Below are 22,558 nucleotides of genomic sequence, written 5' to 3'. Positions count from 1 at the left end.
CGACGGATCGGCTAGCGGCTGTGGCGGCCCGTCGACCCGGGCAGCGTCCTGCGGCGGACCGTCGCGAAGAGCACGGCCGCACCGAGCGCCAGCACGGCGGCGCCGCCGATCGCGAGGTACGGGGTCGCGGCGTCGCCACCGGTCTCGGCGAGGCTCTCGCTTCCGGAGCCGGCGGCGGCGGGCTCGTTCGGCGCCGCCGGCGCTGTGGCCTCGGCGGAGGGCGCCGACCCGGTCGGCGCGGTGGTCGCGGACGCCGTCGCCGGCGCCGCGGTCTCCTTCGCCCCGGTCTCCGCCTTGTCGTCCCCGTGCCCGCCGTGCTCGACGGACGACTCGTCCCTGCCGTCCTCGATCTGACCGTCGGTCGGCGGCGTCGCGGTGGGAGCCGGAGACGCGCCCCCGCCGCCCGCGTTGTCCGCGCCGAAGACGACGTCGGAGCAGGTGTAGAACGCCTCGGGGGAGTCCGAGCGCTGCCAGATCGAGTAGATCAGGTGCCGGCCGGACCTGTTCGGCACGGTCCCGTCGAAGACGTAGTCACCGCCCTCCATCCGGGGGTCGGTCACCGTGGCGAACGGCTTCTCCTCCAGGTCCGCCCACGTCAGCGGCTTCGACGGGTCGTAGCCGTCCTTGGTGACGTACAGCTCGAAGGACCCCCGGTGCGGAGCGGTCCCCTTGTAGCGGAAGGTGTGCTTCCCGGAGTCGAGCCGGCTCGTCGGCCAGTCACCGCGCGCCAGATCCAGTCCCCGGTACTTGTCGTTGCCGGCGCTGCACAGCTCGCCGTCCGGGATCAGCTCGCGGTGCTTCCCGGCGGCGTTGGCGATGTTCACCGCGTTCCAGTCGTAGAACGCCTGCACCCCGCTCGCCGCGACCGCGGCCCTGCACGCCGCCGAATCGGGGCTCTCCGGCCCCTCCGCGTAACAGGCCGAGACCCGGCTCACCGGATCCGTCATCGACCCGTGCGCGACGGCCGGCCCGGCGGCCAGACCCGCCATCGCGAGCGGCGCCACCCCGAGGGCGAGTACGGCGGAGGCCGTGCGGCGAACGGTCATGGTGAGCAACTCCTTCGAGGGGGGACGTGGGGTCGCTCAGCAAGCTAGCCGCCGAAAACCGCGAAACCGGCCGGGGAGAGGGGGCGACGGCGATCCTTATGGTCGCTTTAAGAAGCCGCTAAGCGGCACAATAGAAAGATCGGCGCGGCCGTCCCGAGAGGTGGACCGGAGCATGCCCGTACTCGTCGGAACCTCGGGGTGGCAGTACCGGGACTGGCGCGGGGTGCTCTACCCGCCCGCGACCCCGCAGCGGCTCTGGCTGGAGGAGTACGCCCGGGCCTTCGCCACCGTCGAGAACAACAACGCCTTCTACCGGCTGCCCACCACCGAGACCTTCCGGGCCTGGCGGGACCGCACGCCGGAGGGCTTCGTCATGGCGGTGAAGGCCAGCCGCTACCTGACGCATCTGAAGCAGCTGCACGACCCCGAGGAGCCGGTGGAGCGGCTTCTCGACCGCGCGGCCGGGCTCGGGGACCGGCTCGGGCCCGTGCTGCTCCAGCTGTCCGGCCGGTTCCGCGAGAACGTCGAGGCGCTGGACGCCTGCCTGCGCTGCTTCCCGCCGCACGTCCGCGTCGCCGTGGAGCTGCGCCACCCCTCCTGGTGGGAGGCGGAACGCGCGCTGCGCACGGTGCTCGAGCGGCACGGCAGCGCGCTGTGCTGGGCCGACCGCTGGTCGCGCCCGGTGACGCCGCTGTGGCGGACCGCGTCCTGGGGGTACGTACGGTTCCACGCCGGCCTCGCCCAGCCGCCGCCGCGCTACGGCCGGCAGGCGCTCGCCTCCTGGGCCGGACGCCTCGCCGACGCCTGGCCGGACGAGGCCGAGGTGTACGCGTACTTCAACAACGACACCGGCGGCGCGGCGATCGCCGACGCCGTCCACTTCGCCCGCGCGGTGACCGCGCTCGGCCGGACCGTGAGCCGTACGGCCGTGAACCCTGGCCCGGCGACGACCGGGACCCGTAAGGCTTCGACCGGCGGTCAGCCCGCGACCGGGAGTCAGCCCCCGAGCCGCCGGTAGCGCCGTTCCGGGCGTCCCGTCCCCCCGTAGCGCAGGGTGATCTCCGCCCGGCCCGTCTCCGCGAAGTACTCCAGATAGCGGCGGGCGCTCACCCGGGACAGGGAGCCCGCCTCCGCGCACTCCGTCGCCGACAGGCCCTCCGGATGGGCCCGCAGGATGCCGTCCACCAGGTCCGCCGTCGGGGCCGCGAGGCCCTTGGGGAGCTCGCGGGACCCGGGCGGGCGGGCGCCGAAGATCTGGTCCACGTCCTCCTGGCGGGCCTCGTCCAGCTCGTCGAGCCGGCTGCGCAGCGAGGCCACGTGCCGCAGCTGCTCCTGCAGGGCCGCCTGGTTGAAGGGCTTGATCAGATAGTGCAGCGCCCCCGCGCGCAGCGCCGAGCGGATCATGCCCGCGTCCCGCGCCGCCGTGATGAACAGCGCGTCGACCCCCAGGCCCGCCCCGCGCAGCTCCCGCAGCACGCTGATCCCGTCCATGTCGGGAAGAAAGATGTCGAGCAGGACCAGATCGGGACGCAACAGGTCGGCGGCGCGCAGCGCCTCGGCGCCGCTGTGCGCGACACCGACGACGGAGAAACCGTCCACGGTCGACACATAACGGCTGTGCAGCTTCGCGACCATGAAGTCGTCGTCCACCACCAGCACCTTCGTCACGCCGCCACGCTAGGTCGCGACCACAAGGACCACAACGTCCGTTGATTGCGGAAGAGAGACAGCTTCTTAACGCGCAGGCAACATGTGGGCCACTTCCCTTCACCTACCGAGAGGCGGCACCGTTGCGTCTGCGCACTCCCCTCGCCCTGCTCGGGGCGGCGCTGCTGGTGCTGGTGGGGCCGCCGCTGCTCTCCACCGGCAGCGGCTCCGACACCGGCACCCAGATCCCCGGCCTGCGGTTCATGGTTCCCAACACACCCGGCGGCGGATACGACATCACCGCCCGCACCGCGGCCAAGAACGCCGAGGACGCCGGTCTCACCACCGACATCGAGGTCTTCAACCTGCCCGGTGCCGGCGGCACCGTCGGCCTCACCCGGCTCGTCGGCGAGCACGGCAACGGCCGGCTCGCCATGTCCATGGGCCTCGGCGTCGTCGGAGCCGTCCACACCAACAAGACCCCGAAGACCCTCGCCGACACCACCCCGATCGCCCGGCTCACCGAGGAGCAGGACATCGTCGTGGTCGGCAAGAACTCCCCGTACAAGACCATCCAGGACCTTCTCGCGGCCTGGAAGAAGGACCCCGGGAAGCTGCCCGTCGGCGGCGGCTCCTCGCCCGGCGGGCCCGACCACCTCGCCCCGATGCTGATGGCCCAGGCCGCCGGGATCGCGCCGTCGCGCGTCAACTACATCCCCTTCGACGGCGGCGGCGAACTCCTCGCCTCCATCCTCGGCGACAAGGTCGCCTTCGGCGTCTCCGGCGTCGGCGAGTACCTCGACCAGATCAAGTCGGGCGAGCTGCGGCTGCTCGCCGTCACAGGCCCGAAGCGAGTCCCCGGGCTCGACGCCCCCACCCTGCGCGAGGCCGGGCTCGACACCGAGTTCACCAACTGGCGCGGGATCGTCGCCCCGCCCGGCCTCTCGGACGCCGAACGCGACAAGCTCGTCGTCCTGGTGCGGAAGCTGCACGACTCCCCGCAGTGGCGGGAGTCGCTGAAGAAGAACGGCTGGAACGACGCCTTCCTGGCCGGGGAGGAGTTCGGCGCCTTCCTCGACGAACAGGACCGGCGCGTCGGCGCGGTACTGAAGGAGCTGGGACTGTGACGACGCCAGAAGACACGACAGCAGACACGCCGGAAGACACGACAGCAGACACGCCGGCGACCACGGTGACGGCGACGGCGAGGAAGTCCTGGCTGCGCGAGCACTCCGAACTCGGCGTCGGCCTCCTGCTCCTCGTCATCGGCGTCCTCGTCCTCACCGACGCCCTCACCATGACCGTCGACATCACCCAGCGCGGCCCCGTCGGCCCCAGGACCGTCCCGGTCGTCGTCGGCGCCGGCCTCCTCGTCGTCGCCGTCCTCCTCGCGATCGACGTCCTGCGCGGCGGCCGGGGCGAGGCCGAGGGCGGCGAGGACGTCGACCTCTCCGAGCCGAGCGACTGGCGCACCGTCCTCCTCCTGGCCGGCGTCCTCCTCGCCTTCGCCGTCCTCATCGGCCCCGTCGGCTTCCCCGTCGCCGGAGCCCTCCTCTTCTGGGGCGCGGCGTACGCGCTCGGCAGCCGCCACCTCCACCGCGACCCCCTCATCGCGGCCGGCCTCTCCCTGCTCACCTACGTCGTCTTCGACAACCTGCTCGGAGTCCCGCTGCCCGGCGGCCCGCTGATGGGAGTGCTCTGACCCATGGACTCACTCAACTCGCTCATCGACGGCTTCGGTACGGCCCTCACCCCGATGAACCTGCTGTGGGCCGCCATCGGCGTGCTCCTCGGCACCGCCATCGGCGTGCTGCCCGGCATCGGCCCCGCCATGGCCGTCGCCCTGCTGCTCCCGGTGACCTACGGCCTCGAACCGACCGGCGCCTTCATCATGTTCGCCGGCATCTACTACGGAGCCATGTTCGGCGGCTCCACCACCTCCATCCTGCTCAACACCCCCGGCGAGAGCGCCGCCGTCGTCGCCGCCATCGAAGGCAACCCCATGGCCAAGGCCGGGCGCGGCGCGCAGGCGCTCGCGGCGGCCGCCATCGGCCACTTCACCGGCGGCATGATCGGCACGCTGCTGCTCGTCGCCCTCGCCCCGACCGTCGCCGCGCTCGCCGTCGACATCGGCGCACCCGACTACTTCGCCATCATGGTCCTCGCCTTCATCGCGGTGACCTCCGTCCTCGGCTCCTCCCGCATCCGGGGCCTCGCATCGCTCCTCATCGGACTCACCCTCGGCCTCGTCGGCCTCGACCAGATGACCGGCCAGCAGCGCCTCACCTTCGGCTCGCTCCAGCTCGCCGACGGCATCGACGTCGTCATCGTCGCGGTCGGCCTCTTCGCGATCGGCGAAGCCCTCTGGGTCGCCGCCCACCTGCGCCGCACGACGGGCGAGGCACTGCCGGTCGGACGGCCGTGGCTCGGCAGGGACGACGTGAGGCGCACCTGGAAGTCCTGGCTGCGCGGCCCCGTCATCGGCTTCCCGTTCGGCGCGATCCCGGCCGGCGGCGCGGAGATCCCGACCTTCCTCTCGTACGTCACCGAGAAGCGGCTCTCGAAGCACAAGGAGCAGTTCGGCAAGGGCGCCATCGAGGGCGTCGCCGGCCCCGAGTCCGCCGCCTCCGCCTCCGCCGCCGGCACCCTCGTCTCCATGCTGACGCTCGGCCTGCCGACGACCGCCGTCGCGGCCGTCATGCTCGCCGCCTTCCAGCAGTACGGCATCCAGCCCGGACCGCTGCTCTTCGAGCGCGAACCCGACCTGGTCTGGGGCCTGATCGCCTCACTCTTCGTCGGCATGGTCCTGCTGCTCGCGCTGAACCTGCCGCTCGCCCCCGTCTGGGCCAAGCTGCTGCGGATCCCGCGCCCCTACCTCTACGCCGGCATCCTCTTCTTCGCCGCCGTCGGCGCGTACGCGGTGGGCGGCGAGGCGCTCGACCTGGTCATCCTGCTGATCATCGGCCTGATCGGCCTCGGCATGCGGCGCTACGGACTCCCGGTCCTGCCCGCCGTCATCGGAGTCATCCTCGGCCCGGCCGCCGAACAGCAGCTGCGCCGCGCCCTGCAGATCAGCGACGGGTCGCTGACCGGCCTGGTGAACACCCCGTTCTCCGTCACCGTGTACGCCGTGATCGCGCTCCTGCTGGCCTGGCCCCTGCTGAGAAAGGTGATCATCCGCCGCCGTAACGTACCGGCATGACAAGCAGCGTTCCCCGCCCCGCCCTTGCCACCGACGTGCCCGCCGTGAAGGCCGTGACCGACGCGGCCTTCCACCACTACATCGAACGGATCGGCCTCGTACCGGCCCCGATGGAGTACGACCACGCGGCGAACGTGGCGGCGGGGCGGGTCTTCGTCGTCGGCGACCCCGCGCACGCGCACTCGGACTGCCCGAGGTGCGGCTTCTCACCAACGCGATGATGTGGGAGAACCAGAAGCTGTACGAGCGGTACGGCTACGAGGTCGTGGAGCGGCGCGTGGAGGGGCCGTACGACCGCGTCCATTACCGCAAGCGGGTAGGAGCGACCGGCTGACGCAGCAGCTCCACCAGGCCCTCGCGGCCGAGGCGTTCGAGCTCGTCGAGGGCGACGACGGCGCGGGCGGCCGCCTCCGGGTCGACGACCGCGAGGCCGCTCGCCTCGAACTCGTCCTCGTCGAGCCGCAGCACCTCACTGCCGTCCGCCGACACCCACAGATCAAGGTCCAGGTCCTCGACCGCCACCTCGGAGCCGTCGACCCGCGCGGGCCGGGTGATGTCGCAGTACCAGCCCTTGAGCGCCCCGCCGGCGGAGCGGACCTCCTTCACCGCGTACCACCGGTCGCGCCAGTAGTGCTCGACGAAGACGTCACCCGGCTCGAACCGTACGAAGCCGAAGTCCCGTACCCCCTCGGCGGCCCAGGGGGCCCGGACGGTGAGCCGGGTCCCGTCGTCGGCGACGACCTCGGCGGGGTAGCGGATCTTCGTCCGGCCCGCCTTCACCAGCTTCACCTCAACCGAGCGTGCGGACATGACGTACCTCCGTGGCGCAGATCGTGTAGCCGAACCACGTGTTGATCGCCAGCATCGGCTCGTTGCCGGCGTCGTTCCCGGTGAACGCCTCCGTACAGCCGGCGGCGCGCGCCCGGTGCAGGGAGTGGTTCTTGGCGAGCTTGGCGAGGCCCCGCCCCCGGAACTCCGGGGCGGTGCCCGTCATGCCCGTGAAGTAGCGGCCCCGCCCGTCGGTCTGGGCCGCGCTGAACGCGGCCGGGCGGCCGTCGACGACGGCGACCATCGTCAGCTCGCGGTCGAAGAGCGGATGGTTCCAGGTGGTCGCCAGCCAGTGCTCGTAGTCCGTCAGCTCGGCGCCGACATCGCCCGGTTCGTCGGCCGTGGTCAGCGCGTCGAGCGCGAACAGCGGGCGTGGATCGGCGGCGAAGTCGGCGCCGGTACGCAGCTCCACACCGGCCGGCGCCTCCTGGAGCGGCGGCAGCGCGGCGGCCGTCAGATCGAGGCGGAGGAAGTGCGCGGGGCGGCGGGCCGTGTAGCCGCGGCGCGCGGCGAAGTCCCGGAACGCCGGCTCGTCGAGAACCCAGCTGTAGAGCGTCGTCGCCCCGCGCTCCGCGAGGTGCTCCTCGGAGGCGCGCAGCAGGAGCGTCCCCGCGCCGAGGCCCCGCCTGTCCGGGTGCACGTAGACGTTGACGGAGCCGACTCCGGGCTCGGGCGCCTCGTGCGCGATGCTGAGCTGCGAGGTGCCGACGATCTCCCCGTCGACCTCGGCGACCAACGGGCGCGCATGGGCGTCGGGATGGGCGTGGGCCCAGTCGAAGGCCGTCTGCTCGGGACTTGCGAGCATGAACGGGAGCGCGGCGCGCCGGACCCGGGCGAAACCCGCCGCGTCCTCGGGGTCCTCGGGCCGTACGTCACGGACGATCACAGTCATGCTGTCGCACGCTACGTGCGGGCGGTGCCGGGCCGCCTCTCATTTTCCGGGGGAGCGGAGGTCGGGGGAGCGGGGGCGGGGGGAGCGGAGGCAGAATCGGAGCCGTGACATTGCGAATCACCGTGGACACGGACTCCCCGACCGCCCCGTACGAACAGCTGCGCGCCCAGATCGCGGAGCGCGCCCGCTCCGGGGCCCTGCCGGTCGGCTACAAACTTCCGACGGTACGGGGCCTGGCGGAGGAGCTGGGTCTCGCGGCGAACACGGTCGCCAAGGCGTACAAGTCGCTGGAGGCCGACGGGGTGATCGAGACGCGCGGCCGCAACGGCACGTTCGTCGCGGCGGCGGGCGACGCGGCCTCCCGCCTGGCCGCGACGGCCGCGGCGGCCTACGCGGGCGAGGCCCGTCGCCTGGGCCTGACCCGCGAGGCGGCGACCGCGGCGGTGACCGACGCCCTCCGGGCGGCGTACGGAAGCTGATCCCCCCCCGCCCTGCGCGGTCGTCCGGCCGGTGCGAAGGGCTACGGTGCGGACCCGTGCGGGTTTCCGGCCTCGCGGAGCCTTGAGGCGAAGGGCGGCTACAGGTACAGGCCCGCGTCCGGGGTCCTGGGCTCCGGCAGGCCCGGGGCCTGCGTGCCCCGGCGCAGCGCGTACAGCTCCGCCAGCGTCGCCCCGTCGTGGGAGACGCCCTCCTCCGTGCCGAGCCACGCCACGGCCTCGTTGCGCGTCAGGCCGCCCACCTCGATGCGCGCCAGGCACCGTCCCGGGCGGACCACCGCCGGGTGGAGGCGCTCCAGGTCCTCGTTGGTGGTGACGCCGACGAGGACGTTGCGGCCCTGGCCGAGGAGCCCGTCCGTCAGGTTCAGGAGCCGGGACAGCGCCTGGCCCGCCGTGTGCTTCGCCTCGCCGCGGATCAGCTCGTCGCAGTCCTCCAGGAGCAGCAGCCGCCACCGGCCCTTCGCCGTGCCCTCGTCCTCGCCGATCGCGATGTCCATCAGATAGCCGACGTCGTTGAAGAGCCGCTCCGGGTCCAGGACACAGTCCACCTGGCACCAGTCGCGCCAGGACCGGGCGAGCGTGCGCAGCGCGGACGTCTTGCCCGTCCCCGGCGGCCCGTGGAGCAGGAGCAGCCGCCCCGCGATGTCGTCCGGGGTGACCTTCATCAGCCGGTCCATCGCGTCGGCGACCGGCGCCGTGTAGTTGGGCCGGATCTCCTCCCACGTGCCCGCGCTGATCTGACGGGTCGTACGGTGCGGGCCGCGCCGGGGCGACACGTACCAGAAGCCCATCGTCACGTTCTCCGGCTGCGGCTCGGGTTCGTCCTTCGCCCCGTCCGTCGCCTCCTTGAGGACTCGCTCCGCGAGCTCCGGGCCCGTCGCGGTCACGGTGACGTCCGCGCCCCGGTTCCAGCGGGAGATCAGCAGCGTCCAGCCCTCGCCCTCGGCGAGCACGGCGCTGCGGTCGTCGTCCTTGGCCGCGCGCAGCACCTTCGCCCCGGCCGGCAGCAGGGTCGCGGCCGGCTTCACCCGGTCAAGGGTGGTGCTCTGCGAGTGCGGCTGCTCGCCCGTCGTGAAGCGGCCGAGGAAGAGCGCGTCGACGACGTCGGCGGGCGAGTCGCTGTCGTCGACGTTGAGCCGGATCGGCAGCGCCCGCTGCGGTTCGGACGGCGCGGCGGGCTCCGATGGGGTGGCAGACATGGCGACCATGATCCGGCAATCGGGCATTGCGTGCACAGTGTTTTGAAGGGGACGAGCCCGCATACCTCTTCCGCCGAGGCTGTGGTGCCGGATGATCCATCAGCTGGCCGGAAATCGACCTGTCCTGACGGAGCGTCGGCAGGTTCTCGCCAAATCTTCTTGGCATGGACACTTCCAGCAGGCGGGGTCCGCTGCTACTACCTAGTAACGCAGAGATCCTGCTTCAGGGAGGTTCCATGAAACTGTCCCGATTCGCGGCCTTCTCGTCCTCGCTCCTGCTCGGCGCCGTCCTCGCCCTCACCGGGGCGGGAACCGCTCAGGCAGCCGAAACCGCCGCCCTCGACTACGTGGCGCTCGGTGACTCGTACTCCTCCGGCGTCGGCGCCGGGAACTACGACAGCGCCAGCGGCAACTGCAAGCGCTCCACCCGCGCCTTCCCCGTCCTGTGGGCGAACGCCAATTCGCCTTCCTCGTTCGCTTTCACCGCTTGCTCGGGCGCTCGTACGGGTGATGTGACGAGCGGACAGCTCGGACCCCTCTCCGCCGCCACCGACCTGGTCTCGATCACCGTCGGAGGCAACGACGCCGGATTCGCGGACGTCATGACCACCTGTGTCCTCCAGTCGGAGGCCGCGTGCATCGAGCGCGTGAATCAGGCCAAGGCGTACGTCGACACCACGCTGCCCGGAAAGCTCGACGCGGTGTACTCGGCGATCAGATCCAAGGCTCCCAACGCCCGGGTCGTCGTCCTCGGCTACCCCCGCTTCTACAAGATCGGCGGCAGCTGCGTCGCCGGGCTGAGCGAGAACGAGCGCCGTGCCATCAACGGCGGTTCCGACCACCTCAACACGGCCACCGCCAAGCGCGCCGCCGACCACGGCTACACCTTCGGGAGCGTCGTCCCCGCCTTCACCGGACACGAGATCTGCTCCGGTGCGTCCTGGCTCCACAGCGTCAACTGGGGCAACATCGGCGAGTCCTACCACCCCACCGCCGCCGGACAGTCCGGTGGCTACCTGCCCAGTTTCAAGGCCGTGGCGTAGGCGATCCGGCCGTAGGCGATCCACCCGGGGAGGTGGCCCCGCCCGTCGGGGTCGCCTGCTCACAGGTGACCGAGAAGCCCACCCAGTTCGAGCGCGCCTCGACCGGAGCCCGGACCTCCATCCGGATCCGGTCGCGACGCGTGTCGCCCGCGCGGTACGCCGCCCGCGTGAGCTCGACCCGCTTCTCCTGAGGGCCGCCCGCCGCGAACTCCAGGGTCCGCCAGTCGTCGTCCGGGCCCTCGCCGCTCTCCGTGACCCAGCGGTACTCCACCGAGGCGGGCGTGCGCCCCACCGTGAGCGTGGCGGCGAAGGCGGGCGCCTCGGCCTCCGGCGGCGGGCACGGTCCCGAGTAACTGCCGCGCACGGCCCTCACGTACACCAGGACCGTATGGGCCGGCGGCGCCGTGGTGGTGCGTGTCGCGGTCGGGGTCGGACCGCTCGTGGTGGTGGCCGTGGCGGGTGGACCGCTCGTGGTGCCGGTGGTGCCCGTCGCGGGGGCGCCGCTCGTGGGCCCGCCGCCGGGATCCCTGCCGCCGCCCGGCTCATCGTCCCTCAGCAGGGCGTACGTCAGCGCTCCCACGGCCAGCAGCAGAAGGACGACCCCGACGGCGAGCACCGTCACGGCGCGTCGCCCCGCGCGCTCCCGCCGGTCCTCGTCGTACGCACCGGGCAGCGGCGAGGTCGCCCCGGAGCCGGACCCGGAGCCGGAGCCGGAGCCGGACCCGGGAGCCGAGGGCCCGAGCGGGATCGGGGCCACCGCCGGCCGGCCGGGTCCGTACGGATCCGCCGACACCGGCCCCGAGCGCGGCGCCCCGCCCGCGCCCACCAGCCGCAGGGCCTCCTCCGCCGCCGCGGCCGACAGGCGCTCGACCGGATCCTTCCGCAGCAGCCCCTCGATCACCGGGGCCAGCGGCCCGGCTCTGCGCGGCGGCGGAAGCTCCTCGTCCACCACGGCGCGCAGCGTGCTCAGCGGAGTGTCCTGTCGGAAGGGGGAGTTGCCCTCCACCGCCGCGTACAGCAGCACTCCGAGCGACCACAGGTCCGACGGCGGACCCGGTGTGCGGCCCAACGCCCGTTCGGGAGCCAGGAATTCGGGGGAGCCGACCAGCTCTCCGGTCATCGTGAGCGGGGAGGTGCCCTCCACGGCGGCGATGCCGAAGTCGGTCAGGACGGCCCGCCCGTCGTTGGCGAGCAGGACGTTGCCCGGCTTCACGTCGCGGTGCAGGACCCCCGCCTCGTGCGCGGCGCGCAGCCCGGCCAGCACGTCGGCCCCGATCAGCGCGGCCCGTCGCGGCGGCATCGGGCCCTCCGCGTCCAGCACCTCGGAGAGCGTGAGTCCGGGGACCAGCTCCATCACGATCCAGGGACGGCCGTCCTCCGTGACCACGTCGTAGACCGTCACCACGTTGCGGTGGGTGATCCGGGCGGCCGCCCACGCCTCCCGCTCCAGGCGGGCGTAGAGCCGGCGCTCGTCCGCCGCGGGGAGGCCGGCCGGGGCGCGGACCTCCTTGACGGCGACGTCGCGGCCCAGCGTCTCGTCCCTGGCGCGCCAGACGGTGCCCATGCCGCCCTCGCCCAGGACGTCGAGGAGCCGGTACCGCCCCGCGATCACGGTCATGGCGCGTCTCCCGTCAGCCGCCGGCAGGTGGGGCATTCCTGCCCCCCTCGCGGGCACTTCGAACTCCGCGTGGCGCGAGCCCGGGTGATCTTGGTGGTGGAGATCACACTCCGTCAGATCTTCGCAGAGGAGCGCTTGATGTGCAGGATGGTTCGTGGCGGTTCGGCTGGTGTTCGAGCGGTGTCCAACTCACCCTGGAATCAGCCGTATTCGGACAGTAGTCGTCAACCCCCGTACGAGTGCGGTGAATCCTGCCGCCGGGATACACGGGTGTCACAGCGGGGCGATAGGGTTAACCTGCCCGGGCCGGGTGCCCTCGTCAGGGTGGGGAGTGTCATGGAACAGATAGCAATGCGGAGCAGGCCGCGAGTGCCTGCCATCACGTGCGGGAGCAGCGCGACCAGTTCGCGGCTCGACCGCCATCTCGCGGTGCTGGGCGGCCCTGCCGTGCCGCAGCGCGAGGCGGCCGAGGCGACGCTCCTGATGCGCGAACTCACGTCGCGCGACATCACGCACAGCCGTCGCAGCAAGAGCGCGCGCGTCTCGCTCTTCGCGCCTCTGCGCCGACTGCGCCGCTCGCTCTTCGGCAGCCACCGCTAAGCCGGGGGCCCACCGCCACCCAACCGGTCGGGCCGGCCCCCGCGTGCCACGCGCACCCGCCCGCTCCTCGCTCGGCCCGACCGTGCCCGCCGACGCTCCGCCGGACCAGTCCCCACCCGTCCGGCGCCGCCGCATCCCGCCGCCCGCGCCGTCCATGACAGCCGCGCGCCCGGCCCGACGACCGCCACTCCGGCCGCCGACCGTCCGGCCCGGTAACCCTCCGTCCGGTCCGCTCGGCCAGTCGTCCGGCTCGTTCGGGCAGCCGCCCGGCTCGGCGGCCGGCCGGCGTGCTGCAACCCAGTCGGCGTCACCGCCCCGTCCGGCGGCATCACCGTGTCCGGCAGTTCGCCCGCCCGACGGCGTCATCCCGTCCGGCGGCGCCATCTGTCGGACGGCTCGCGCCGGGGCAGGGGGCGCCGTCGCCGGAGCGTCAGGCGATCACTCCCGCCTCCCGCAGGGAAACACGCTCATGGGCCGGCACGCCCAGTTCCTCGAGGATCGCGTCCGTGTCCTGACCCAGGGCCGGGATCCGGTCCATGCGGGGTTCGGGGCCGTCCGGGAAGGTGACCGGGGGGAGCAGGGAGCGCAGCGGTCCCACCGGCGAGTCCACCGAGCGCCAGCGGTCGCGTGCTCCGAGCTGCGGGTGTTCGGCGAGGTCCGCGACCGTGTTGAGCCGGGCGCAGGCGACCCCCGCCGCGTCCAGCCGTACCAGCGCCTCGGCCGCCGTCAGCGGTGCCAGGGCCGCCGCGACCACCGCGTCCGTCGCGGCGCGCCCCGCCACCCGGGCCGTGTTGGTGGCGAAGGCCGGATCGTCCGCGAGCTCCGGCCGGCCCAGGACCTGTTCGGCGAGCCGCCGCCATTCGCGGTCGTTCTGGACGGACAGCAGCACCATGCCTCCGTCCGCCGTCGGGTAGGCGTCGTACGGCGCGATGACGGCGTGCGCCAGACCGGTGCGCGCCGGAGCCGTGCCCCCGTGCATCACATGGTGCAGCGGATGCCCCATCCACTCCGCCAGCGCGTCCAGCAGCGACACCTCCACGGGGCCGCCCCGCCCTGTCGTCCCCCTCCGCACGAGCGCGGCCAGCACACCCGCGTACGCGTACATCCCCGCCGCGATGTCGGCCGCGGGGATCCCCGACTTGACCGGCCGCTCCTCCGTCCCGGTCACCGACACGAGCCCCGCCTCGCACTGCACGAGCATGTCGTACGCCCGCCTGTGCGCGTACGGTCCGCCCGGCCCGTACCCCGAGATGTCCACCGCGATCAGACGTGGATGCGCGGCGCAGAGGCCGGCGGCGTCCAGGCCGAGGCGGGCCGCCGCCCCCTGCGCCAGGTTCTGTACGAAGACGTCGGCCCCGGCCACCAGCCGGTGGACCAGCTCGCGCCCGCGCCCGTCCTTGAGGTCGACGGCCACCGACTCCTTGCCGCGGTTGCACCACACGAAGTGCGAGGCGAGACCCCGGGCCGCCGTGTCGTAGCCGCGGGCGAAGTCCCCGCCGTCCGGCCGCTCGATCTTGACGACCCGGGCGCCGAGGTCGGCGAGCTGGCGGGTGGCGAAGGGGGCGGCGACGGCCTGTTCGACCGCCACGACCGTGACGCCTTCCAGAGGAAGTGGCTGAGTGCTCATGACCGCCCTGCCTACCCGCTGAGCACCCCCCTTGTCACTGCGGCCCTTCTCACCCGCTCTCACGGAACAGGCCGTGCGCCGCGCCCGAGGGGACCGTACGGCTAGAGGAGCGCGAACTGGCCCTCCGGGCCCTCCTCCTGGTGGTCCAGTACGGAAGCGGGGCGCCGCGCGGTCTCCGGGGCGGGCAGGACGCCCGCCTCCCGCAGCGCGGTACGGGTCAGCCGGGCGCCCTCGGCGAGCGGAGCCCGCTCCGGCTCGCGCTGGGCGAGGAGCGCGAGGACGGTGATCAGCTCCAGGAGCTCCGAGGTCCACTCCTGCGGCCAGGCCGCCGGGCCGGTCGCCTCAAGGGTGCCGGGCTCGGCGGGCGCGGTCCGGTGCGTGAACCACTGTTCGAGCATCCGCACACCGCCGACGCGGTACTCCCACGCCTCGCGGGGCACGGGGGAGATCCTCCCCGCATCGAGGGCGAGCGTCTCCTCCTCGGAGTCGTACGAGAGGGTCCGGGGCCGGGCCGGGATCGGCGCCCGCACATAGGGGCGCCGGCCGCCGGGCAGCCGGGGCCGCTCCCCGCCCCGGGCTCCGCGCAGCTGGATGCCGGTCAGCCACCGGCCGAGCTCCACGCCCGAGGACCACAGCACCGGGTCCGCCGGCAGCGGGACCCGGCAGCCGGCGGGGGAGGGGCGGGCGGCGGCCACGGCCCACGCCAGCACGTCCTCGGCGGCGACCTCCTGTCCGTACCGCTCGCCCAGCAGGGCCGTGAGTCCCGGCGCGAGGTTCGGCTCCAGGCCGCCGGGGCGCCGGAACAGCGGACGGATCCGGCCCGGGCGTCCGGCCGGGGACCGGCCGTCGGGCAGCGCGGCGGTCACCAGCAGCGCGGGCCCGGCCGCACCGGGCACGTACCCCTGCTCGACGGCGAACAGCTGCTGCTCGTCCCACACCCGCCACAGCTCGGGCCGGGCGCTGTCGATCAGCCGGTGGTCGGGGATCAGCCACTGCTCGTCGAACGGCCCGTGTGCGAGCCGTACGGGATCGGGGCACGGCCCGGACTCGCGGGCGAACCGGCCGGTGCCGGTCCGCTGCCCCGGCAGCGCGGCCACCGAACTCCTGGGCGTACGCGCCCGGCTGGACCGGAACAGCGCCTCACGCTCGGCTCCCTCCGCCTTCATCAGGCGGTCCCAGCGGATCCGCAGCGTGCGGACGTCGGGAGCCACGATCCAGGACCTGCCGAGCCGCAGCGGCGCCACGGACCACGGCATGAGCTCGTCGAGGAGGGGCGCGTCGTCGTCCGGCCGCGGGTCTTCGGTCGTCACGCCCCGCATGCTAACGAGCCTCCTCAGTGCGCCTCCACCGTCACCGGCGAGCCACCACCGTTACCGGTCGGCCTCCACCGTCACCGAGAAGGAGAACCGGTCGCCGCGGTAGCGGATGCGCGCCACGTCCACCACCCGGCTGTCGGCGTCGTAGGTCACGCCGGTGTAGTGCAGGATCGGCGAGAGCAGCGGCACCTGGAGCAGCGCCGCCGTCTCGGGGTCCGCGAGCCGCGCCTCCACCGTGTCCGTGATCCGGCTGATCCGGACCCCGACGACGTCCCGCAGCACCTTCGTCATCGGCCAGCGCTCCAGATCGGCCGGGTCCAGTCCGGCCGCGATGTCGGGCCGGACCGCGTTCTCCGCCCAGTTCGTGGGCTCCCCGCTCTCCCCGTCGGAGCGCAGCCGGCGGTACGCGACCACCTCCGTCTCGTCCGGGAAGTACTCGGCCAGCTCGCCGGGCACCGGCCCGGAGCCGTGGCCGAGGACGGTCGTCCGCTCGCCCGACTGCTGGGCCACGATCGCGTCGATCGAGCCGAGCAGCCGGCGCGGGGCGGACCGCCGGGCTCCGGGCTCGATGAACGTGCCCCGCCTCCGGTGCCTGCTGATCAGGCCCTCCTCCTCCAACTCCTTGAGGGCCTGGCGCATCGTCAGCACGCTGACGCCGTAGTGCGTGGCGAGCTGCTCCTCGGTGGGCAGCCGCAGCGAGGCGTCGGGCGTGCGGCCCAGTATCGAGGCGCGCAGCGACTGCGAGACCTGATACCAGAGCGGCAGCTTGCGGTTCAGGATCAGCGAGTCGGGAGCGAAGGCGGTCACGGCGTTCTCCGTACTACGACCGGAAGTGGCGCTCAAGACCCTGCCACACGTCGTCGTACCCCTTCTGCAGATGGTCGGCGTTCGCCGCCTGACCGGTGGCGGTGACGGGCCAGCGGGTCTCGAACATGAACGCCAGACCGTCGTCGACCTTCTGCGGCTTCAGCTCGGCGGCGCTGGCGCGGTCGAAGGTCTCCCGGTCCGGTCCGTGCGCGGACATCATGTTGTGCAGCGAGCCGCCGCCCGGCACGAAGCCCTCGGCCTTCGCGTCGTAGGCCCCCTCGATCAGGCCCATGTACTCGCTCATCACGTTGCGGTGGAAGTACGGCGGGCGGAAGGTGTCCTCGCCGACCAGCCAGCGCGGGGCGAAGACCACGAAGTCGACGCCCGCGAGGCCGGGGGTGTCGGACGGCGAGGTGAGGACCGTGAAGATCGACGGGTCCGGGTGGTCGTACGAGATCGTCCCGATCACGTTGAAGCGGTGCAGGTCGTAGACGTACGGGGTGTGGTTGCCGTGCCAGGCGACGACGTCGAGGGGGGAGTGGCCGTACGTCGCCGACCAGAGGTTGCCGCAGTACTTGTTGACGACCTCGACCGGGCCCTCGACGTCCTCGTACGCGGCGACGGGGGCGCGGAAGTCGCGCGCGTTGGCCAGGCCGTTGGCGCCGATCGGGCCGAGGTCGGGCAGCTGGAAGGGCGCGCCGTAGTTCTCGCAGACGTACCCCCGGGCGCTCTCGTCCAGGAGCTCGACGCGGAAGCGGACTCCGCGCGGGATCAGGGCCACCTCGCCGGGGCGGGCGGCGAGCAGGCCGAGCTCCGTGCGGAGGAGGAGGCCGCCGCGCTCGGGGACGATCAGCAGTTCGCCGTCGGCGTCGCTGAAGACCCGCTCCATGGAGGCGTTGGCGTGGTAGAGGTGCACGGCCATGCCGGTGCGCTGGGTCGCGTCACCGTTGCCGCCGAGGGTCCACAGGCCGCCGAGCCAGTCGGTGCCCGGCGCCGGGTCCGGCAGGGGGTTCCAGCGGAGCCGGTTGGGGTCCGGGACGGTCTCGGTGAAGGGGGCGGAGCGGACGGCGCCGTTGTCGATCCGGGTGAACGGCGGGTGCGCGGCCGAAGGGCGGATGCGGTAGAGCCACGAGCGGCGGTTGTGGGCGCGCGGCTCGGTGAACGCGCTGCCGCTCAGCTGCTCGGCGTACAGGCCCAGCGGGGCGCGCTGCGGCGAGTTGCGGCCGTGCGGCAGGGCGCCCGGCACGGCCTCCGAGCTGTGCTCGTTGCCGAATCCGGTGTGGTACGTCAGCGCCTCCGCGGTCTTTCTCGCCTGCGCCGTCGTGTGGTCCGTGGTCATCGCCCGCTCCTGTCCTGAGCCCAATGGAATCCTATGCATGACCGTAGGATTCCGCGACCGCTCGCGTCAACGGGGCTCCGCTTCGACGTGGTGGGCGCACGGGGGGTTCCAGAGGCGAACCGTGCTCGCGGCGCTCACCGCCGCCCTCGGCGCCACCCGTCACCGTCCCGCCCCCGCCCCGCACCCCCCGAAAACCGGCGGGAGCGGCATCATGGTCCCCGTGCCCCAGCCCGATCCGCCCCGCCCCGTCGCCCGGCACGCCCTCCGCCGCACCCCCGTCCAGCAGCGCAGCGCCGAGCGCCTCGCCCGCATCCTCGACGCCTGCGCCGAACTCCTCGACGAGAGCGGCTACGAGCGGCTGAGCACCCGCGCCGTCGCCCTCCGAGCGGGCGTCCCCATCGGCTCCGTCTACCGCTTCTTCGGCAACAAGCGCGCCATGGCCGCCGCCCTCGCCCACCGCAACCTCGACCGCTACGCCGAGCGCGTCACCGCTCGCCTCGCCGCGGCCCCGCGCCCCGACGCGTACCGGGCGATCGACAGCGTCCTGGACGAGTACATCGCCATGAAACGCACCGTTCCCGGCTTCGCGCTCGTCGACTTCGGCGTTCCCGCGCCCGCCGCCGGCGAAGGCGCCGACGACGACCCCAACGACCTCGTCGCCGACCGCCTCTGCGGTCTGCTCGCCACCCACCTCGACCGCCCCGCCGACGACGTCCTGCGCCGCAAGGTCCTCGTCGGTGTCGAGGCGGCCGACGCGCTGCTCCAACTCGCCTTCCGTACCGCACCGGCCGGGGACCCCGCCCTCGTCGCCGAGACCCGCGAGCTCCTCTACGCCTACCTGGCGCCCTCCCTGAGCCCGTAAGCCACAAGGGGCGTAGCGCGGAACCCGGAACCCGGTGCCCGAAGCCCGTCAGCCGGGAAACCGCAGGCCCGCCCGCCCCGGGCGGCGCGTAACCCCCACGCCCCTCCCCACCGTGCCTACCGGTCGGTATGCTCGCTGGTGCCCGCGTGCCTCCGTCGCCGCCCCAGGGAGCCGTCATGCCCACCGCCCCGCGCATCTGCCCGCTCTGCGAAGCGACCTGCGGGCTGACCCTGACCATCGAAGGCACCCAGGTCACCGGCGCCCGAGGCGACCGCGACGACGTCTTCAGCCAGGGATTCATCTGCCCCAAAGGCGCCTCCTTCGGCGAGGTCGACTCCGACCCCGACCGGCTGAGGACACCCCTGATCCGCAAGGACGGCGAACTGCGGGAAGCCACCTGGGCCGAGGCGTTCGACACCGTCGCCGCCCGGATCCGGCCCCTCGTCGAGGAGCACGGTCCGAACGCGGTGGCCATCGTCCTCGGCAACCCGAACGTCCACACGATGGCCGGCGCTCTCTACCCGCCCCTCCTGATCGGTGCCCTGGGGACCCGTAACCTCTTCACCGCCTCCACGCTCGACCAGATGCCCAAGCACGTCTCCAGCGGGCTGCTCTTCGGCGACCCCTTCGCCGTCCCCGTACCGGACCTGGACCGCACCGCGCACCTGCTCATGCTCGGCGCCAACCCGCTGGAGTCCAACGGAAGCCTCTGCACCGCCCCCGACTTCCCCGGCAGACTCAAGGCGCTGCGCAAGCGCGGCGGCACCCTCACCGTCGTCGACCCGCGCCGCACCCGTACGGCGCGCCTCGCCGACCGGCACCTCCCCATCCGGCCCGGCGCCGACGCCCTCTTCCTCGCCGCGCTCACCCACACCCTCTTCGACGAGGACCTCACCGATCTCGGCGCCCTCGACGGTCACGTCGAGGGCGTGGAGGAGATACGTGAAGCGGTACGGGAGTTCACCCCCGAGGCCGTGGCCGCCGCCTGCGACCTGGACGCCTCCACCATCCGTACGGTCGCCCGCGAACTCGCCGCCGCCCCCTCGGCCGCCGTCTACGGACGCATCGGCAGCTCCACCGTCAGCCACGGCACCCTCGCCAGCTGGCTCGTCGACGTCCTCAACGTCCTCACCGGCAACCTGGACCGTCCCGGGGGCGCCCTCTTCCCGCTCTCCGCCACCACGCCCGCGCCCCGCCCCGCCGGCCCGGGCAAGGGCTTCGCCCTCGGCCGCTGGACCAGCAGGGTCTCCGGCCACCCCGAGGCGAAGGGCGAGCTCCCCATGGCCGCCCTCGCCGAGGAGATCGAGACCGAGGGCGAAGGCCGCGTCCGCGCCCTGATCACGATCGCCGGCAACCCCGTCCTCTCCGCCCCCGACGGCCGGCGCCTCGACGCGGCCCTGGACACCCTCGACTTCATGGTGGCCGTCGACCCCTACCTCAACGAGACCACCCGGCACGCCGATGTCGTCCTGCCCCCGCCGCCGCCCTCCCAGAGCGCCCACTTCGACTTCGCCTTCAACGGCTTCGCCGTCCACAACCAGGCACGCTTCACCCCGGCCGCCGTCCCTCTGGAAGAGGGACGCATGGACGAGTGCGAGATCCACGCCCGGCTGATCCTCGCCGTCTCCGGCATGCACGGCGCGCCGCCCTCGGCCGTCGACGACCTCGCCATCGACACCACCCTCGCCAAGGCCGTCACCCAGGAGCACTCACCGGCCCACGGCGCCGACCCCCGCGCCTTCGCCGCCGCCCTCACCGGGGCGACGGGCGCCGAGCGCCGCCTCGACCTGATGCTGCGCCTCGGTCCGTACGGTCTCACCCTCAACGCCCTGCGCGAGCAGCCCCACGGCGTCGATCTGGGACCGCTGAGGCCTCGCCTTCTCCAGCTCCTGAAGACCCGCAGCGGGCGCGTCGAACTGCTCCCCGCCCCCTTGGCCGCCGATCTGCCCCGGCTGCGCGCCGCCCTGGACACCCGCCCCGAGGCGCTCGTACTCGTCGGCCGCCGCCATCTGCGCTCCAACAACAGCTGGCTCCACAACGCCCCGTCCCTGAACGGCGGTTCCAACCGGTGCACCCTCCAGGTCCACCCGGACGACGCCGACCGGCTCGGCCTCGCCGACGGAAAGCCCGCCCGGATCTCGGCCGACGGAGGCGAACTGGACGTGGAGGTGGAGATCACCGACGCCGTACGGAGCGGTGTGGTGAGCCTTCCCCACGGCTGGGGTCACGACCGGCCGGGAACCCGTCTGACGGTCGCCGCCGCCCGCCCCGGAGTCAACGTCAACCAGCTCCTCGACGGCTCCCGGCTCGACCCGCTCTCCGGCACCGCCGTGCTCAACGGTTTCCCCGTGGACGTGTCACCCCTTCTGTGACCTGGTGTTTTGCTCGTATTGCTCACGCGTCAACACCTTGTTAACGGCTGAAGAGGGCACCTAACGTCGTCGCCACCGCCGCTCTGGCGGGAGCCTCCCCGGTGGGAGTTCAAGGGTGAACGTGAGGTGTCCTCGATGCTGACCATCCTCGGCTTCGCCATGATCGCGACCTTCCTGGTCCTGATCATGACGAAGAAGATGTCGCCGATCGCGGCGCTCGTGCTGATACCGGCGCTCTTCTGCGTCTTCGTCGGACAGGGCGCCCAGCTCGGCGACTACGTCATCGAAGGCGTCGGCAAGCTCGCGCCCACCGCGGCGATGCTGATGTTCGCCATCGTCTACTTCGGCGTGATGATCGACGTCGGCCTCTTCGACCCGATCGTCCGGGGCATCCTGCGCTTCTGCAAGGCCGACCCGGTGCGTGTGGTGGTGGGTACGGCGGTGCTCGCCGCGATCGTCTCGCTCGACGGCGACGGCTCGACCACCTTCATGATCACCGTCTCGGCGATGTATCCGCTCTACAAGCGGCTCGGGATGAGTCTGGTCGTCATGACCGGTGTGGCCGCCACGGCCAACGGTGTCATGAACACCCTGCCCTGGGGCGGTCCCACCGCCCGCGCCGCGACCGCGCTCAAACTGGACGCGGCCGACATCTTCGTCCCGATGATCCCGGCGCTCGCCGTGGGCCTGCTCTTCGTCTTCGTCCTCGCGTACGTCCTCGGCCGCCGCGAGCGCAAGCGCATCGGCTACCTCACCCTGGACGAGATCCTGGCGCCGGAGACGGAGACCGTCCTGGTCAAGGCGGGTGGCGGTGTCGGTGCAGGCGGCGGTACGGAGCGCCCCGCGGCGTCCGGCGCGTCCGGCGCGTCCGGCGCAGACGTGCCGGAGTCGCCCGAGGGCGCCGACGTGAGCCACGCCGGCGGCTTCCAGGGCCTCGACCCGGACCGGCCGACGCTGAGGCCCAGGCTGTACTGGTTCAACGCGGGCCTGACCGTGGCGCTGCTCGCCGCGATGATCCTCGAACTGCTGCCGATCCCCGTCCTCTTCCTGCTCGGCGCCGCGCTCGCGCTCACCGTCAACTACCCGAAGATGTCCGAGCAGAAGGCCCGGATCGCCTCCCACGCGGAGAACGTCCTCAACGTCGCCGGCATGGTCTTCGCCGCCGCGGTGTTCACCGGCGTCCTCACCGGTACGGGGATGGTCAAGCACATGGCCGACTGGCTCGTGGACGCGATCCCGGCGGGAATGGGCCCGCACATGGCCCTGGTCACCGGCGTGCTCAGCCTCCCGCTCACGTACTTCATGTCGAACGACGGCTTCTACTTCGGTGTGCTGCCGGTCCTGGCCGAGGCGGGCGCGGCCCACGGCGTCTCGCCGCTGGAGATCGCCCGCGCCTCGCTCGTAGGCCAGGCCCTGCACATGTCGAGCCCGCTGGTGCCGGCCGTGTACGTCCTCGTCGGCATGGCGAAGGTCGAGTTCGGCGACCACACGAAATTCACGGTGAAGTGGGCCGCGCTCACCTCGCTGGTGGTGCTGGCGGCGGGGATCCTCTTCGGGATCATCTAGGTTCGCGGTCGCCCAGGGTGACGGGCAGGCGGCCGGGGGAGTGAATGTGGAGGGTGTCGCGGCGTTTCTACCACCCTCCGCACTCACGTCATGACTG

The 22,558-nt window shown here is 72.9% G+C and carries 20 protein-coding genes and 1 pseudogene; 11 read left to right on the top strand and 10 right to left on the bottom strand.

Annotated elements, in window-relative coordinates:
- Nucleotides 1-11 precede the first annotated feature (11 nt).
- A complete protein-coding gene (locus ACF06X_RS26160; protein WP_392289726.1) occupies nucleotides 12-1,046 on the bottom strand; it encodes a lytic polysaccharide monooxygenase in 1,035 nt (344 codons plus the stop codon).
- 172 nt (nucleotides 1,047-1,218) lie between these two features.
- Here ACF06X_RS26160 and ACF06X_RS26155 point away from each other — a divergent pair, with 172 nt between their 5' ends.
- Nucleotides 1,219-2,064 (top strand): DUF72 domain-containing protein, encoded by an 846-nt coding sequence (locus ACF06X_RS26155; RefSeq protein ID WP_392289725.1) that lies wholly within the window; start codon nucleotides 1,219-1,221, stop codon nucleotides 2,062-2,064.
- Here the strand turns inward: ACF06X_RS26155 and ACF06X_RS26150 are convergent.
- Complete coding sequence (locus ACF06X_RS26150; protein ID WP_392289724.1) at nucleotides 2,043-2,714, bottom strand: response regulator; 672 nt, start codon at nucleotides 2,712-2,714, stop codon at nucleotides 2,043-2,045. The genes ACF06X_RS26155 and ACF06X_RS26150 overlap by 22 nt on opposite strands.
- A gap of 122 nt (nucleotides 2,715-2,836) precedes the next feature.
- On the opposite strand from ACF06X_RS26150, the gene ACF06X_RS26145 reads away from it, so the two are divergent.
- The 4 genes and pseudogenes from ACF06X_RS26145 to ACF06X_RS26130 all read left to right on the top strand — a co-directional run bounded on the left by ACF06X_RS26145 (nucleotide 2,837) and on the right by ACF06X_RS26130 (nucleotide 6,229).
- Complete coding sequence (locus ACF06X_RS26145) at nucleotides 2,837-3,820, top strand: Bug family tripartite tricarboxylate transporter substrate binding protein (RefSeq protein WP_392289723.1); 984 nt, start codon at nucleotides 2,837-2,839, stop codon at nucleotides 3,818-3,820.
- Between the two features lie 65 nt (nucleotides 3,821-3,885).
- On the top strand, nucleotides 3,886-4,395 hold the full coding sequence (locus ACF06X_RS26140) for a tripartite tricarboxylate transporter TctB family protein (protein ID WP_392289794.1): 510 nt from the start codon (nucleotides 3,886-3,888) through the stop codon (nucleotides 4,393-4,395).
- 3 nt (nucleotides 4,396-4,398) lie between these two features.
- Nucleotides 4,399-5,895: a tripartite tricarboxylate transporter permease gene (locus ACF06X_RS26135; RefSeq protein ID WP_392289722.1), complete on the top strand. Its 1,497-nt coding sequence runs from the start codon at nucleotides 4,399-4,401 to the stop codon at nucleotides 5,893-5,895.
- Nucleotides 5,892-6,229: pseudogene (locus ACF06X_RS26130) on the top strand (GNAT family N-acetyltransferase). Before ACF06X_RS26135 ends, ACF06X_RS26130 begins: the two are co-directional and overlap by 4 nt.
- Here ACF06X_RS26130 and ACF06X_RS26125 read toward each other — a convergent pair.
- Together ACF06X_RS26125 and ACF06X_RS26120 are read right to left on the bottom strand one after the other, a co-directional pair.
- Nucleotides 6,199-6,705 (bottom strand): DUF402 domain-containing protein, encoded by a 507-nt coding sequence (locus ACF06X_RS26125; RefSeq protein ID WP_392289721.1) that lies wholly within the window; start codon nucleotides 6,703-6,705, stop codon nucleotides 6,199-6,201. The pseudogene ACF06X_RS26130 and the gene ACF06X_RS26125 overlap by 31 nt on opposite strands.
- The gene (locus ACF06X_RS26120; protein ID WP_392289720.1) at nucleotides 6,686-7,615 is read right to left on the bottom strand and encodes a GNAT family N-acetyltransferase; all 930 of its coding nucleotides are present in this window, start codon (nucleotides 7,613-7,615) and stop codon (nucleotides 6,686-6,688) included. Before ACF06X_RS26120 ends, ACF06X_RS26125 begins: the two co-directional genes overlap by 20 nt.
- 104 nt (nucleotides 7,616-7,719) lie before the next feature.
- Here ACF06X_RS26120 and ACF06X_RS26115 point away from each other — a divergent pair, with 104 nt between their 5' ends.
- Nucleotides 7,720-8,094, top strand: coding sequence for a GntR family transcriptional regulator (locus tag ACF06X_RS26115; protein ID WP_392289719.1), 375 nt, complete (start codon nucleotides 7,720-7,722; stop codon nucleotides 8,092-8,094).
- 98 nt (nucleotides 8,095-8,192) lie between these two features.
- Here ACF06X_RS26115 and ACF06X_RS26110 read toward each other — a convergent pair whose 3' ends face one another.
- On the bottom strand, nucleotides 8,193-9,338 hold the full coding sequence (locus ACF06X_RS26110; RefSeq protein WP_392289718.1) for a DUF5925 domain-containing protein: 1,146 nt from the start codon (nucleotides 9,336-9,338) through the stop codon (nucleotides 8,193-8,195).
- Between the two features lie 209 nt (nucleotides 9,339-9,547).
- Between ACF06X_RS26110 and ACF06X_RS26105 the strand changes: the two genes are divergently transcribed.
- The gene (locus ACF06X_RS26105; protein WP_392289717.1) at nucleotides 9,548-10,354 is read left to right on the top strand and encodes an SGNH/GDSL hydrolase family protein; all 807 of its coding nucleotides are present in this window, start codon (nucleotides 9,548-9,550) and stop codon (nucleotides 10,352-10,354) included.
- Here the strand turns inward: ACF06X_RS26105 and ACF06X_RS26100 are convergent.
- Nucleotides 10,338-11,972 (bottom strand): serine/threonine-protein kinase, encoded by a 1,635-nt coding sequence (locus ACF06X_RS26100; RefSeq protein ID WP_392289716.1) that lies wholly within the window; start codon nucleotides 11,970-11,972, stop codon nucleotides 10,338-10,340. The genes ACF06X_RS26105 and ACF06X_RS26100 overlap by 17 nt on opposite strands.
- 336 nt (nucleotides 11,973-12,308) lie before the next feature.
- Between ACF06X_RS26100 and ACF06X_RS26095 the strand changes: the two genes are divergently transcribed.
- Nucleotides 12,309-12,572: a hypothetical protein gene (locus tag ACF06X_RS26095; protein WP_158985828.1), complete on the top strand. Its 264-nt coding sequence runs from the start codon at nucleotides 12,309-12,311 to the stop codon at nucleotides 12,570-12,572.
- 430 nt (nucleotides 12,573-13,002) lie between these two features.
- Here ACF06X_RS26095 and ACF06X_RS26090 read toward each other — a convergent pair whose 3' ends face one another.
- From ACF06X_RS26090 to hmgA, 4 genes are all read right to left on the bottom strand, one after another.
- Nucleotides 13,003-14,199 carry a CaiB/BaiF CoA transferase family protein gene (locus tag ACF06X_RS26090; protein ID WP_392289715.1) on the bottom strand — a complete coding sequence of 399 codons (1,197 nt, stop codon included), beginning with the start codon at nucleotides 14,197-14,199 and terminating at the stop codon, nucleotides 13,003-13,005.
- Between the two features lie 101 nt (nucleotides 14,200-14,300).
- Nucleotides 14,301-15,518 carry a type ISP restriction/modification enzyme gene (locus tag ACF06X_RS26085; protein WP_392289714.1) on the bottom strand — a complete coding sequence of 406 codons (1,218 nt, stop codon included), beginning with the start codon at nucleotides 15,516-15,518 and terminating at the stop codon, nucleotides 14,301-14,303.
- 51 nt (nucleotides 15,519-15,569) lie between these two features.
- Nucleotides 15,570-16,322 (bottom strand): GntR family transcriptional regulator, encoded by a 753-nt coding sequence (locus ACF06X_RS26080; protein WP_392289713.1) that lies wholly within the window; start codon nucleotides 16,320-16,322, stop codon nucleotides 15,570-15,572.
- A gap of 13 nt (nucleotides 16,323-16,335) precedes the next feature.
- Nucleotides 16,336-17,661: a homogentisate 1,2-dioxygenase gene (hmgA, locus tag ACF06X_RS26075; protein WP_392289712.1), complete on the bottom strand. Its 1,326-nt coding sequence runs from the start codon at nucleotides 17,659-17,661 to the stop codon at nucleotides 16,336-16,338.
- 211 nt (nucleotides 17,662-17,872) lie between these two features.
- On the opposite strand from hmgA, the gene ACF06X_RS26070 reads away from it, so the two are divergent.
- The 3 genes from ACF06X_RS26070 (at nucleotide 17,873) to ACF06X_RS26060 (ending at nucleotide 22,461) form a co-directional block, all read left to right on the top strand.
- Complete coding sequence (locus tag ACF06X_RS26070) at nucleotides 17,873-18,523, top strand: TetR family transcriptional regulator (protein ID WP_392289711.1); 651 nt, start codon at nucleotides 17,873-17,875, stop codon at nucleotides 18,521-18,523.
- A gap of 176 nt (nucleotides 18,524-18,699) precedes the next feature.
- The gene (locus ACF06X_RS26065) at nucleotides 18,700-20,895 is read left to right on the top strand and encodes a molybdopterin oxidoreductase family protein (RefSeq protein ID WP_392289710.1); all 2,196 of its coding nucleotides are present in this window, start codon (nucleotides 18,700-18,702) and stop codon (nucleotides 20,893-20,895) included.
- Nucleotides 20,896-21,030: 135 nt separating this feature from the next.
- Complete coding sequence (locus ACF06X_RS26060) at nucleotides 21,031-22,461, top strand: CitMHS family transporter (RefSeq protein ID WP_392289709.1); 1,431 nt, start codon at nucleotides 21,031-21,033, stop codon at nucleotides 22,459-22,461.
- The last annotated feature ends 97 nt before the right edge of the window (nucleotides 22,462-22,558 follow it).

The organism is Streptomyces sp. NPDC015346 (assembly GCF_043078785.1).
Taxonomy (GTDB): domain Bacteria; phylum Actinomycetota; class Actinomycetes; order Streptomycetales; family Streptomycetaceae; genus Streptomyces.
The sequence above is the reverse complement of the archived record's forward strand: the minus strand, read 5'-3'. Positions and strand labels throughout refer to the sequence as shown.

Bases quoted from the DNA above. Each gene is read 5' to 3' on its own strand.
- ACF06X_RS26160 (WP_392289726.1), bottom strand. From the start codon at position 1,046: ATGACCGTTCGCCGCACGGCCTCCGCCGTACTCGCCCTCGGGGTGGCG.
- ACF06X_RS26155 (WP_392289725.1), top strand. From the start codon at position 1,219: ATGCCCGTACTCGTCGGAACCTCGGGGTGGCAGTACCGGGACTGGCGC.
- ACF06X_RS26135 (WP_392289722.1), top strand. From the start codon at position 4,399: ATGGACTCACTCAACTCGCTCATCGACGGCTTCGGTACGGCCCTCACC.
- ACF06X_RS26125 (WP_392289721.1), bottom strand. From the start codon at position 6,705: ATGTCCGCACGCTCGGTTGAGGTGAAGCTGGTGAAGGCGGGCCGGACG.
- ACF06X_RS26120 (WP_392289720.1), bottom strand. From the start codon at position 7,615: ATGACTGTGATCGTCCGTGACGTACGGCCCGAGGACCCCGAGGACGCG.
- ACF06X_RS26110 (WP_392289718.1), bottom strand. From the start codon at position 9,338: ATGCCCGATTGCCGGATCATGGTCGCCATGTCTGCCACCCCATCGGAG.
- ACF06X_RS26105 (WP_392289717.1), top strand. From the start codon at position 9,548: ATGAAACTGTCCCGATTCGCGGCCTTCTCGTCCTCGCTCCTGCTCGGC.
- ACF06X_RS26100 (WP_392289716.1), bottom strand. From the start codon at position 11,972: ATGACCGTGATCGCGGGGCGGTACCGGCTCCTCGACGTCCTGGGCGAG.
- ACF06X_RS26095 (WP_158985828.1), top strand. From the start codon at position 12,309: ATGGAACAGATAGCAATGCGGAGCAGGCCGCGAGTGCCTGCCATCACG.
- ACF06X_RS26090 (WP_392289715.1), bottom strand. From the start codon at position 14,199: ATGAGCACTCAGCCACTTCCTCTGGAAGGCGTCACGGTCGTGGCGGTC.
- ACF06X_RS26085 (WP_392289714.1), bottom strand. From the start codon at position 15,518: ATGCGGGGCGTGACGACCGAAGACCCGCGGCCGGACGACGACGCGCCC.
- hmgA (WP_392289712.1), bottom strand. From the start codon at position 17,661: ATGACCACGGACCACACGACGGCGCAGGCGAGAAAGACCGCGGAGGCG.
- ACF06X_RS26070 (WP_392289711.1), top strand. From the start codon at position 17,873: ATGGTCCCCGTGCCCCAGCCCGATCCGCCCCGCCCCGTCGCCCGGCAC.
- ACF06X_RS26065 (WP_392289710.1), top strand. From the start codon at position 18,700: ATGCCCACCGCCCCGCGCATCTGCCCGCTCTGCGAAGCGACCTGCGGG.
- ACF06X_RS26060 (WP_392289709.1), top strand. From the start codon at position 21,031: ATGCTGACCATCCTCGGCTTCGCCATGATCGCGACCTTCCTGGTCCTG.